Raw genomic sequence first — 12,004 nt, forward strand, 5'->3', positions numbered from 1 at the left:
GAACTAATGCCGTCTCAACAACAGCAAGGCCAGCACAAAGCTACAGGCAAAGAAAAACAAGGCTGCGCTTTTCCAGAACAGCAACGGATTGCGCTCGGCCAGCGGGATTTTGTCTTCGGTTTTCAGGAATTGGGGATTCGGCGTGGCCAGGTCGTGCAGGAATTCGGACAGCTCGTCGTAGCGGCTGCGCGGCGAAATACTGGTGGCCTTGCGCAACGCGCCGTCGATCCAGACCGGCACCATGTCATTGCGCCTGATACTGGGGATGTAAACCAGCCGCTGCAGATTGGTCGGGTTCGGCTTTTCCGGCAGCGGGCCGAACGGCAACTCGCCGTTCAGCATTTCGTAGCAAATCACGCCCAGCGAAAACAGATCGGACTTGACCGTGCCGCGCTGGCCGAGGTGGTATTCCGGCGCCGTGTAATTCAGCGTGCCGAGGACATTCTCGTCGCTGGCGGTTTCCAGCGGCGTGATTTCGGCAATCCCGGCGATTTTGACCGAACCGAAATCGATGATTTTGACGCGGCCGTCGCCGGCGATCATGACGTTTTCCGGCTTCAAATCCTGGTGCAGCATTTCCATGCGGTGAAACGCGCGCAGGCCTTTGGCGATTTGTTCGACCAGCGCCCTGACCTGGCGCACTTCCGGCTTCGGATTGGCGGCCATCCACTCTCGCAGCGTGCGGCCGTCGATATATTCGGTGACGTAATACAAACAGGATTTGGCGCGGTCGGTTTCCAGCACTTGCAACACGTTGGCGTGCTGAATCCGTTTGCCGGCCCATTCCTCATGCAGAAAATGCTCGATGTAATGGGTGTCGTCGTCGTACAACACCGACGGCGTCTTCAAAATCACCCTCCGCTGCTGTACGGTATCGTAGGCGCGGTAAATCTGGGTACGCTTGCTGGCGTGCAGTTCGGCTTCGATCCGGTAACCGTCCAGCACCATGCCCGGCTGCAACGGCGGCGGAAACGGCAAATGGCCGTTGTGGCGCAGCACCTCGTCTTCGCGCAGTAACGGCAGGCTATCGATCTCGACGATCTGGCAGGTGACGTTGTCGTCGCTGCCGTTGGCCAGCGCCACTTGCACCAGCTCTTTGGCGATCAGGTCCGGAGCGCCCGCCTCGGCCAATTGGGCCCGGATATACGCTTCGCCGACGAAGTCGTGCAGGCCGTCGGTGCTGAGCAGGAAACGGTCGCCTTTCTCCAAGGTCAGCGATTTGTAATCGATCTCCAAATGCGGCTCGATGCCCATCGCCCGGTTCAGATAGCTCTTGTCGTCGCTGACCCACAGCCGGTGGTCGCGGGTCAGTTGCTCGAGCTGGCCCTGGCGGCACAAATAAATCCGCGAATCGCCGACGTGGAAAATATGCGCGGTATTGGATTTCAGCACCAATACGCTCAAGGTACTGACCATGCCTTTGACCGAGGCGTAACGCATCCGGCCCTGGCTGTGCAGCCAGGAATTGGTGGCCGACAGGATTTTTTGGCCGGCCTTGGTCACCGACCAGGAATCCGGCGTGCTGTAATAATCCTCCAGGAACGCGGTAATACAACAATGGCTGGCTTCCTTGCCGGCCTCGCTGCCGCTCATGCCGTCGGCAATCGCGACGGCAATGCCTTTTAAGGTCAACTGCGGTTCGGCCGGCACCAAGGCGCCCCAGAAATCCTCGTTGTCGGTTTTGACGCCCTTGTCGCTGGCGGCGCCGATGCGCACCGCTAGGGTTTTAGCCATACAGTCTGGTTAACCTGGTGCGGATAAGGCTCGTCAACAAGCCGGCCTGCGGCCGAACTCGGCCAGAACCTGTTGCAGTTTGGCGCTGACCAGGGCTTGGTGGTGGCGGCGCAATACCGAATCGGACGGGCACGGCGCCAGGCCGGCTTCGATCTCGCTATGGATTTGCGCCAGAAAATGCCGGCGCAATACTGCGTCTTCCGGCAGTTGGCGGACTTTCGCCGCAGCGGACGCTGCGCCGGCCGGCGCGGTTTCAGCCGCCTGGCGGCAGGCGGTACGCCAGCAAAATACCATTCCCAGCGTCACGGTAGCCAATACAGTTTCAATCATGTCGGGTACTCCAATCGATAATCGCGAAATGGCCGGATACTGCCGGCCGTTCAGTTCAGTTCTATCATCGCCACGCTGCCGTCTTCCATGACTTCCGCCATGTGGCCGGCCGGCTCGGCGATGAATTGAACGCTTACCGCCACTACCGCCGCCGTGGCGGCAATGGTCAGAAAGAAGGTCTCCGGCGTCACGAACGACAGCACGGTCAAAAAGGTCACGCCGCCGACGTTGCCGTAAGCGCCGACCATGCCGGCGATCTGGCCGGTCATACGGCGTTTGATCAGCGGCACCATCGCGTAAACCGCGCCGCAGCCGGCCTGGACGAAAAACGAGCATAAAAAGGTGGCGGCGAAGGCCAATGCGATCGGCCAACTCGAGTCGATTTGCGACATCGCCGCATAACCGACTGCGCAGCCGATTACGCAGATACTCAAAGACAATTTGCGGCCGTATTTATCGCTGAGCCAGCCGCCGCCGGGACGCGCCACCAGGTTCATGAACGCGAAGCTGGAGGCCAGCAGGCCGGCCTGCACCGTGCTGATTCCGGTGTGTTTGAAGGTATCGTGGAAAAACATCGGCAACATCGACACTACCGCCAACTCCGAACCGAAAGTCACCAGATAAGCCAAATCCAGAATCGCCACCTGCTTGAACGGGTAGCGGTGTATCGCTTCGATGGGTTGGGCCAGGTGTTCGGCGTTGATATGCACGATTTTGTAGACGTTGTAGGCAAACAGCGCCCAAATCACAACGTAAGCGGCGATGGTTGCCGGCTCCGACAGCAACTTCATGCCGGTCGGCGACAGTTTCCAGGCCAGCAGGGTCAACGCCGCATAGAGCGGCACCGTCATCAGGATGTACAGCGCCAAGTCGGCGTAGCTGGTCACTTCCATCGCCCCGGCCTTCTTCGGCTTGAAATAGGTCGAGCCTTTGGGCGTATCGCTGACGCTGAAGAAATACACAACCGAATACAACAAGGCCAGCACCCCGGTTACCGCGATCGCGTAACGCCAACCGTTATCGCCGCCGAAGGCCAGCGCCAGCGACGGCAATACGATCGCGGCCGCCGCCGAACCGAAGTTGCCCCAGCCGCCGTAAATGCCTTCGGCGATGCCGAGCTGCCGGGCCGGAAACCATTCGCCGACCATGCGGATGCCGATCACGAAACCGGCGCCGACGAAGCCCATCAGAAACCGGGCCAGCGCCAGTTGCTCGAAATTGTCGGCCGCGGCGAACATGAAACAGGGGATGCTGCCGACGGCGAGCAAGGTCGAATAAGTCCGCTTCGGCCCGAACTTGTCCACCAAAATGCCGATCGCAATCCGCGCCGGTATCGTCAACGCCACGTTCAGAATCAGAATGGTCTTGGCCTCGGCCGGGCTGAGTTTCAGCGTTTCGGCTATCGCCAACATCAGCGGCGCGTGGTTGAACCAGACCACGAAACTGATGAAAAACGCCAGCCAGCTCATGTGCAAAATTTTCATTTTGCCGGTAAAACTGAAAAGTTCGAGTTTGCTTGAAGACATAAAAAATCCAAGAACGGAGTGAATGAAACTATGGCCCGGCGGCCGGCGCGACCGGGCGCGAAGCCGCCGCCGGGTCCTGTCCGGCGCGCCGGTGCGTGGCCTTGTGCAAAGCCAGCGATAAACCGAACACCAGCAGCGCCAACAGCAGCGCCAGCGCCTTCCAGAAGGCCAGCGGATTGCGTTCGATCAAGGCCGGCCGGGCTTTGCGCAGATAGCCTGGGTTGGGTTGGCGCAGGTCGTGGACGAATTCGGCAATATCGGCGTAGCGTTGGTTCGGGTCGGGATGCAACGCCTTGCGCAGCGCGTCGTCGACCCAGAGCGGAATCTGCGGTTGGGCGTAATGCAGTTCCTCGTAGCGCAACCTGTATTGCGCCTGCCGGCTGCGGCACTTGGCGACTTCAGCGCCGTAAGGCAAACGGCCGCTCAACATCTGGTAAGCGATCGCGGCCAACGAATACAAATCCGAGCGCGGCGTGCCCGGTTCGCCCAGAAAATATTCCGGTGCCGTATATTGCGCCGTGCCGAGAATGCCGAGCCCGCCCTGCTCCGGCAGGATTTCGGCGACGCCGGCCACCCGCACCGAACCGAAATCGATGATTTTCACGCCGCCGGCATGGTCGATCATGACATTTTGCGGCCGCAGGTCCTGGTGCAGCATTTCCAGGCGGTGAAACGCGCGCAAGCCCTTGGCGATCTGTTCGACGATGGCGCGCACCGCTTCCAACGCCGGTTGCGGATGGTCCAGCATCCACTGCGCCAAGGTGCGGCCGTCGACGAATTCGGTCGCGACGTAAAGAAAGTTGCGTTTGCGGGTCGGCGGACACGGTTTTAGCACATAAGGGCTGTCGATCCGGCGCGCAATCCAGTCTTCCATCAGAAACCGCTCCAGATACGCCGGATCGCCGCGCAAATCGATCGACGGCGATTTGATCACGACCGGTGACCGGCTCTGGTTATCGATCGCCAGATGGACATGGCTGCGGCTGCTGACGTGCAGCTCGCGCAGCACCGTGTAGCCGTCGAATTCCATCCGCTCCCGCAACGGCGGCGGAAACGGCAACTCGGCCAACGCCGCCAGCAATTCCTCGGCATCCGCTTGCGGCAGTTGTTCGATGCGCACCAGTTGCACGGTCAGGTTGTCGCCGCTGCCGGCGGCGAGCGCGGCGTCGGCCATGGCTTTGGCCGCGGCGTCCAGATCGTGGCCGGCCGCGGCGACGGCCTGTGCCATCGCGCTCGGTTCGACGAATTCGTAGACGCCGTCGGTGGCCAGCACGAACAGGTCGCCGCATTCGACCGGCTCGGCCCGGTAATCCAGTTCCAGATGGCTGTCCATGCCCAAGGCCCGGCTCAGATAACTGGTTTCCGGCGACACCCACAGCCGGTGGTCGTTGGTCAATTGCTCCCAATCGCCGCCGCGCCAGCGGTAAATCCGGCTATCGCCGACGTGGAACAGATAGGCGGTAGCGGATTTGACCACCAGCGCACTGAAGGTGCAGACGTAGCCGCGGTCCTTGTCGTAACAATAGCGGCTGGAGCGGGTTTGCGCATACAGCCAGGAATTGGTCGCAAACAATACTTTCTGCACCGATTTTTTTACCGACCAGGCCTCGGAAGTACAGTAATAATCCAACAAAAAACCGGTTACCGCGGCCTGGCTGGCGACATGGCTGACGTCGCTGCTGCTGATGCCGTCGGCCACGGCGACTGCGAGGCCTTTTGCGCTCAATTGCGGCTCTTTGGCAATGTACACGCCATGGTAATCCTGGTTCGACGGCTTGCGGCCGCGGTCGGAATATTGGCCGACGCTGACGGCCAGTCGTCCGGACATGTGCGCTCCGGCTCCGGATCAGTAGCTCTTGTAGGGCAGGAACTTGCCGCTCATCACGATCCTGACCCGGTCGCCTTTCGGATCCGGCTCGCGCTGCAAATCCATGCTGAAGTCGATCGCGCTCATGATGCCGTCGCCGAACTCTTCGTGGATCAAGGCCTTGAATGTCGTGCCGTAGACGTTGACCAGTTCGTAAAAGCGGTAGATCAACGGGTCGGTCGGTACCGCGCTCGGCAGCGAGCCTTTGTACGGCACCACTTGCAGTTGTTCGACCGCCTCGGCCGGCAGGTCCAGTAGCTCGCCGATGGTAGAGGCCTGGGCGGCGTTCAGGGTCATCTGCCCCAACAGCGCGGCCGTGGTCCATTCCTTGCTCATGCCGATGGCCTCGGCCAGTTGCGGCCAGGTCAGTTGTTTGCGCAGTTTTTGGGCGACGACCAGTTCGGTGACTTCGTTACGGTTCATATTGCGTTCTCCTTGACTAATGAATACGACATGAATGGCCCGCCGCACGCGAGCCGGATCCTGCTTAGTTAGCGCCGCGTTTCGGCGCGGTTCTGACGTGGGTGGAATACAAGGTCAGGCCGGTGAATGCCAGACCGCCGACCAGGTTACCCAGCACGGTCGGAATTTCGTTCCAGATGAAATAGTCCATAATCGAGAAATTGCCGCCCATGATCAGACCGGACGGAAACAGAAACATGTTGACGACCGAATGCTCGAAGGTCATACCGAAGAACAGCATGATCGGCATCCACATCGCGATCACCTTACCGCTGACCGAGGTTGAAATCATCGCCCCGACCACACCGGTCGACACCATCCAGTTGCAGAGCATGCCGCGGATGAAAATGGTCATCCAGCCGGCCAGGCCGTACTTGGCGTAACCCAGGGTGCGGGCTTCGCCGATGCCGGCCAGCTTTTGGCCGACCGCATCCGGCGGCACCGAAAAGCCATAGGTAAAGACGATGGACATCATCACCGCGACGGTCAGCGCGCCCAGAAAGTTGCCGACGAAGACCAAGCCCCAGTTGCGCAAAATACCGCCGGTCGTGACGCCGGGGCGTTTGTCCAGCCAGGCCAGCGGCGACAGCACGAATACGCCGGTCAACAAATCGAAACCCAATAAGTACAGCATGCAGAAACCCACCGGAAACAGAATCGCGCCAAAGATCGGCGAACCGGTCTGCACGGTAATCGACACCGCGAATACCGCGGCCAAAGCCAGAATGGCTCCGGCCATGTAAGCCCGGATCAAAGTGTCCCGGGTCGACATGAAGACTTTGGATTCGCCGGCATCGACCATTTTCGTGACAAATTCCGCTGGAATCAGATAAGACATAATTCACCTTTGAATTGGATTAGGTATGCAAAAACCCAGGCGCAACAGCGCCAACGCCCGGATGGATTTTATGGAGCCCGATCGCGCAAGCCTCCGTCCCCGACAACTGGCGCCGTTATTCGCCGATTGCAGGACCTGAGACTTCAAGGTGGGCAACAATGGGCGAATACCAAGCGCCGCCCGCAATTCGCGAGCCGCTTTTCAACGCCATTGTTGAAGGGGGAATCGGTGCTGCTGTGCACCGCGCAATATGGAAGCAGAAATAATGCCAACCACGGAATACCGCCAATTCACTGGCGGTGCGGCGGGCCAAAGCCGTAGTCGGTATCGCGAATCCGCACCAAATTAGAGCAAAAGCGCACCAGAACAGGAGTCTACCGGCAAGAGCAAGTCTAATAACCTGCCCATTTTTGAGGAAGGGAGTAGCTAATCCTAGCGCGCTTAACTTTAACGCCCTGCCGCTGCGCGCACCGCAGCAGCCAGCTCGGCGGCGAAACGGCTCAAACAGGCGCTCTGCGCTGCGACGATAGCCTCGGCATTGTCTGCCGCCGCTTCGCTGCATTCGAAGCGCTTGCCGGCCAGACTCCGGTCGCCTTGCTTCAATTGCCATTGCGCTGCCAATACGCTGCGCCCGGCAGCGGTCTGGTGCAACTCCAGGATGTCGAAGCCAAGTTGGAAATCCGGCCGCTGCCGCGCCGGCCACGGGTAGCGCACCACTTGCTCGACGCCGAGCCGGGCGGCCAGAGTCTGGCTCAAGGTCCGGGCGATATTTTCGTCCAGCCGTTCCGCCCAGCGGTTATGTTCGTCCAGCCGGTACTGGTGATCGCTCAACGCCGTGACTAACTGCGGCCGGTCCAGATAGGCCGGCAAACGGATCGGCCCCAGGCCGATCACCGTTCCCGGTACCAGCGCCGGACCGGATTCGCTCGACGCGCCGCTGTCGGCCGTCAGCATGTAAAACTGCAGCGGCGCGCTGCCGCAAGCGGCCAGTCCCGCCACTGCCGCGGCCACCAACGCCGGGTAAATCCATCGCCTGCCGATCATCGCCTGTGCCTCCGTCTATTTGCCGTAAATGATTGCGTTCGGCTGCCGCTCCAACGATTCGCCGAGGTCTTTCAAGGCGCGGGCGGCGTTGCGCATTTCCTGCATCGCCTGGCTCAACGGCGCGTCCGGCGCCGCCATCGCCTCGACCGCAGCCAACGTCCCCTGCGAGGATTGCATCAGCCGGGTAGCGGTGTTCAGGCTGGTTTCGACGGCTTTCAGAACCGGCAGCAATTGCTTGTTCAATTCCTGCAACGTGGTGCGGGTATCGCTCAGCGCACCATTGGCATTGGTCAGCAACGGCCCGCTTTGGCTATTCAATGTCGCCATCAGTTTCTGGGTTTCCTGCAACGACCTAGACAAGGCCGCCATCGATTTGCGGGTATCGTCCGACTGCAACAGCGCCCGTATCTCGATCAAGGTTTCCGACAGGTTTTTCAAGGTGTCTTCCAACGGCAACTGTTTGGCGCGGTTGATGATTTCGTCGGCGGTATTGCGGATTTCGTCGACCGTGGTCGGCACGCTGGGCAGTTCCGGCAGATTCTTGTAATCCAGCTTGACCAGATTCATCGGCTTGTCGGCATGGAAATTCAGATCCACGTACAGCAAGCCGGTCAGCAGGCTTTGAGTTTCCAAACGGCCCTTCAAGCCCAGGTCGATCAGTTTTTGCGCGGCCATGCGGTGCTGTTTCTCGGTGTGCGCGCCGCTCTGCTGGCCGGAGACGTCGCGCAACAGGGCCGGGTCGATTTCGATCACGACCGGCTTGAACACCCGGCCGGTGGCTTCGTCCATCACCAGCGAGATTTCGCTGACGTTGCCGATCTGCACCCCCTGCAACTTGACCGGCGCACCGACGTTCAAGCCGTTCAGCGCCGAATCGAAATAAATCACGAAGCGGTTCTTTTCCTTGAAAAACTGGCCGCCGCCGAACACCATCAGGGCTACGACCAGCAGCGTCAAAGCGCCGACCAGAAATATGCCGATTGCCAAAGGATTGGCTTGTTTGCTCACCTATCGCTCCCTATCAAGTGTTTGGCGCCGTGGCGGCCGTCCTGCTCGCCGCGAGTCAGGAAGCGGACGATACTCGGGTCGGCGGATTGTTCCAAGAGCTGGCGCGGCGGGCCGCCGGCAATCATGGTGTGGGTCTCGGCGTCCAGAAATACCGAATTATTGCCGATGGCGAAAATGCTATCCAGATCGTGGGTGACGACGACGATGGTCGCCGACAGCGCGTTGCTCAAACTTAAAATCAGATCGTCCAGCAGCTTGGCGGTGATCGGGTCCAGCCCGGCCGATGGCTCGTCGAAAAACAGAATTTCCGGGTCCATCGCCATGGCTCGCGCCAGACCGGCGCGCTTTTGCATGCCGCCGCTCAACTCCGACGGGTAATAATCCTCGAAGCCGGCCAAGCCGACCAAGGCCAGTTTGTAGGATACGATTTCCCTAACTTTCTTCGCCGGCAGCTCGGTGGCTTCGGTGATCGGCAAGGCGACATTCTCTGCCAAGGTCATCGAGCTCAACAGCGCGCCGCTTTGAAACAACACCCCGGTGCGGGACAGAATCCGCTCGCGGGTTTTCGGGTCGGATTGCCACAAGCCTTGGTCACCGTAGTATACGTCGCCTTGCGCCGGCGCCTTCAAGCCGATCATGTGCCGCAACAGCGTAGTCTTGCCGCAGCCGTTGCCGCCCATCACGACGAACACGTCGCCGCGGTTGATCGTGAAATTAAGGTCGCGCTGAATCACGAAATCGCCGTAGGTCATGGTCAGGTCTTTGACTGTGATGCAAGCTTCGGCCATCGCTAGATCCCGAGCCGGTTGCAGATCACCGTCATCACCGAATCGGCCACGACGATGAAAACGATGGCGGTAACCACGGCCGAGGTGCCGGCCTCGCCGACCGCCGAGGCGCTACGGCCGCACTGCATGCCGCGCATACAGCCGGACAGCGCGATCAGGATGCCGAACACCGCACATTTGACAAAGCCGATGGTGAAGTCCTTCATTTTTACGGCGCTGGCGGTGCGGTCCAGATATTCGGTCAATGAGACGTCGAAGAAATTGACGGTCACCAGACCGCCGCCGATGATCCCCATCAAATCGGCGTACAAGCACAGCAGCGGCATGATCAGAATCAGCGCCAACATCCGCGGCAACACCAGAAACGCCATTGGGTCCAAATTCATCGTGCGCAGAGCGTCGATCTCGCTATTGACGTGCATGGTACCGAGCTGAGCGGCATAGGCGGCGCCGGTGCGACCGGACATGATGATCGCCGTCATCAGGCCGCCCATTTCCCGAGTCATGCCTAAGCTGACCAGATTGGCGATATAGATTTGGGCGCCGAACAACGAAAGCTGCACGGCGCCGACGAAGGCCAGAATCAGCCCGACCAGCAGACTGATCAACGTGACGATAGGCAAAGCCGACGGCCCGCATTCCTGCACGTACAACCACAAGTCCTCGCGGCGGAAGTGGGCCTGGCCGCGCACGGTCGCCAGCGTGCTCAACGCCATTTCGCCGACGAAAACCAGCATGGCCCGGCTTTCGCGCAGCGCGCCGACCCAGGCGGCGTGCATGGCCTCATGCCACGAGACCGATTGCTGCTGGCGATGGGCGTCGATCCGCTCCGGCACCGCGGCAGCCAACGCCAGCAGGTTCTGGATCGGCAACGGCAATGTGGTTTTATCGACCGCAATGCCGCAGCGATTGGCGCAATCGAGCAGTTTGACCAGCTCGGTAACCAGCATGCTGTCCCAGCGACCGAGGCCGGCCATCGAGAATTCCAGGCGTTTCAGTTGGCTAGCGGAGTCGATCTGCGCCAGTACCGGCTCCAGCGGCGGCACCGGCGCTTCCAGTACCCAGTCGCCGGCAATGGACACTTCCAGCGCTTGCTGGCGGCGATTGGCGCTGATCGAGGCGGCGGCGTTAGCGGAGGCGGAAGAGTTATTGCTATCTATCATTCCTTGGCTTACCGAATGGTGCGGGCGACAAGTATGCGCACAAGCCCCGGACAAGGCAAGAGCCGCGCGCCAACTAATCGGCGTGCGGCTCGATCTGCGCTCAAGCGGAAAAACCGGCCGTACCCGGCTCAGCGGTTTGTTCGCGCAAAGCCCATTCGTCCCGGATTTGCAGAATACTATCCTGCATGCCCAGGAAGCACCGGGCAATGTCAGGATCGAAATGGCTGCCGCTATCCGCCGCGATGGTCTCGAACGCGCGCTCGACCGGCCAAGGCTCCTTGTAGGGCCGGCGCATCGTCAGCGCGTCGAACACGTCGGCTACCATGACGATCCTGGCCGCCTCCGGAATCGCTCCGGCGGCGATGCCCTGCGGATAGCCTTTGCCGTCCCAGCGCTCGTGGTGCGACAACGCCACCTCCGCAGCTAATTTGAATATCGGCGCATCGCTTTTCGACAGGATGTCGTGGCCGATCCGGCAATGCCTGCGCATCACCACCCACTCCTCGCCGCTCAACGGTCCTGGTTTGCGCAGTATTGCATCGGGAACGCCGATCTTGCCGGTGTCGTGCATCGTCGCGGCGCATTCCAGCAATTCGGCGTCGGCGCAATCCCAGCTGACCCGCTGGGCCAAGGCCTTGGCGTACGCGGCCATGCGCCAGATGTGCACGCCGGTGTCGGTATCGTTGAAATGGCCGGCCTCGCCCAACATCGAAATCGCGTCGCGGTAGCTGCGTTCCAGCCGGCTCGAGCGCACCAACGACAAATGGGTCTTGACCCGGGCCTTGACCAGGCTCGGCACCACCGGTTTGCTCAAGTAATCGACGCAACCGGCTGCGAAACCGGCTTCCTCGTTGCCCCGGTCGGACAAGGACGTGACGAAGATCACCGGAATGGCTTCGCTGGCCGGATCGGCCTTCAGGATCTCGCAGACCTGGTAACCGTTCAAACCGGGCATCTGGATATCCAGCAAAATCAGGCTGGGCTTATGTTTGGCGACCGCCACCAAGGCCTGTTCGCCGCTGGTGGCAAATACCAGGCGGTGGTCCGGCTCCAGAATCGAGCGCAGCACGGCAAGATTGGTGGGTTCGTCGTCGACGATCAGTATCGGGTTGTGTGGCATGGCATACTCGCTGGAAAGGCTTCCGCTGGACCAAGGAGCAATTTGCGCGGGGCGGGCAAGGCGACTTTGCGTCGTTTCGGCAAACTGCTGCGGCCGTGCCGGCAAGCGGCTTACCGGCACGGCC

11 protein-coding genes are annotated in these 12,004 nt (G+C 60.6%); all 11 read right to left on the minus strand.

Annotated elements, in window-relative coordinates; genetic code table 11:
* Positions 1–3: 3 nt before the first annotated feature.
* A complete protein-coding gene (locus tag NP603_RS08855; RefSeq protein WP_256610502.1) occupies positions 4–1,734 on the minus strand; it encodes a bifunctional protein-serine/threonine kinase/phosphatase in 1,731 nt (576 codons plus the stop codon).
* A 33-nt stretch (positions 1,735–1,767) separates the two neighbouring features.
* Complete coding sequence (locus tag NP603_RS08860) at positions 1,768–2,064, minus strand: hypothetical protein (RefSeq protein ID WP_256610503.1); 297 nt, start codon at positions 2,062–2,064, stop codon at positions 1,768–1,770.
* A 50-nt stretch (positions 2,065–2,114) separates the two neighbouring features.
* Positions 2,115–3,590: a NarK family nitrate/nitrite MFS transporter gene (locus NP603_RS08865; protein ID WP_256610504.1), complete on the minus strand. Its 1,476-nt coding sequence runs from the start codon at positions 3,588–3,590 to the stop codon at positions 2,115–2,117.
* A 28-nt stretch (positions 3,591–3,618) separates the two neighbouring features.
* Positions 3,619–5,418 carry a bifunctional protein-serine/threonine kinase/phosphatase gene (locus NP603_RS08870; RefSeq protein WP_256610505.1) on the minus strand — a complete coding sequence of 600 codons (1,800 nt, stop codon included), beginning with the start codon at positions 5,416–5,418 and terminating at the stop codon, positions 3,619–3,621.
* 18 nt (positions 5,419–5,436) lie between these two features.
* Entirely contained in the window at positions 5,437–5,880 is a 444-nt protein-coding gene (gene cynS, locus NP603_RS08875) for a cyanase (RefSeq protein WP_256610506.1), read from the minus strand.
* Positions 5,881–5,944: 64 nt separating this feature from the next.
* Positions 5,945–6,757, minus strand: a complete 813-nt coding sequence (locus NP603_RS08880) for a formate/nitrite transporter family protein (RefSeq protein WP_256610507.1) — start codon at positions 6,755–6,757, stop codon at positions 5,945–5,947.
* A 447-nt stretch (positions 6,758–7,204) separates the two neighbouring features.
* On the minus strand, positions 7,205–7,801 hold the full coding sequence (locus NP603_RS08885) for a PqiC family protein (protein ID WP_256610508.1): 597 nt from the start codon (positions 7,799–7,801) through the stop codon (positions 7,205–7,207).
* Positions 7,802–7,816: 15 nt separating this feature from the next.
* Entirely contained in the window at positions 7,817–8,809 is a 993-nt protein-coding gene (locus tag NP603_RS08890) for an MlaD family protein (protein WP_256610509.1), read from the minus strand.
* On the minus strand, positions 8,806–9,597 hold the full coding sequence (locus tag NP603_RS08895) for an ABC transporter ATP-binding protein (protein ID WP_256610510.1): 792 nt from the start codon (positions 9,595–9,597) through the stop codon (positions 8,806–8,808). Before NP603_RS08895 ends, NP603_RS08890 begins: the two co-directional genes overlap by 4 nt.
* 2 nt (positions 9,598–9,599) lie before the next feature.
* Entirely contained in the window at positions 9,600–10,760 is a 1,161-nt protein-coding gene (locus NP603_RS08900) for an MlaE family ABC transporter permease (protein WP_256610511.1), read from the minus strand.
* 100 nt (positions 10,761–10,860) lie between these two features.
* Positions 10,861–12,004 (minus strand): response regulator (locus NP603_RS08905; protein ID WP_371928799.1); only part of this gene is annotated, 1,144 nt, incomplete at its 5' end.

Origin of the sequence: Methylomonas aurea (assembly GCF_024505045.1) — a bacterium.
Lineage (GTDB): Bacteria > Pseudomonadota > Gammaproteobacteria > Methylococcales > Methylomonadaceae > Methylomonas > Methylomonas aurea.

Coding starts and splice junctions, on each gene's coding strand:
- NP603_RS08865 (WP_256610504.1), bottom strand. CDS start 3,590: ATGTCTTCAAGCAAACTCGAACTTTTCAGTTTTACCGGCAAAATGAAA.
- NP603_RS08855 (WP_256610502.1), bottom strand. CDS start 1,734: ATGGCTAAAACCCTAGCGGTGCGCATCGGCGCCGCCAGCGACAAGGGC.
- NP603_RS08900 (WP_256610511.1), bottom strand. CDS start 10,760: ATGATAGATAGCAATAACTCTTCCGCCTCCGCTAACGCCGCCGCCTCG.
- NP603_RS08870 (WP_256610505.1), bottom strand. CDS start 5,418: ATGTCCGGACGACTGGCCGTCAGCGTCGGCCAATATTCCGACCGCGGC.
- NP603_RS08895 (WP_256610510.1), bottom strand. CDS start 9,597: ATGGCCGAAGCTTGCATCACAGTCAAAGACCTGACCATGACCTACGGC.
- cynS (WP_256610506.1), bottom strand. CDS start 5,880: ATGAACCGTAACGAAGTCACCGAACTGGTCGTCGCCCAAAAACTGCGC.
- NP603_RS08880 (WP_256610507.1), bottom strand. CDS start 6,757: ATGTCTTATCTGATTCCAGCGGAATTTGTCACGAAAATGGTCGATGCC.
- NP603_RS08885 (WP_256610508.1), bottom strand. CDS start 7,801: ATGATCGGCAGGCGATGGATTTACCCGGCGTTGGTGGCCGCGGCAGTG.
- NP603_RS08860 (WP_256610503.1), bottom strand. CDS start 2,064: ATGATTGAAACTGTATTGGCTACCGTGACGCTGGGAATGGTATTTTGC.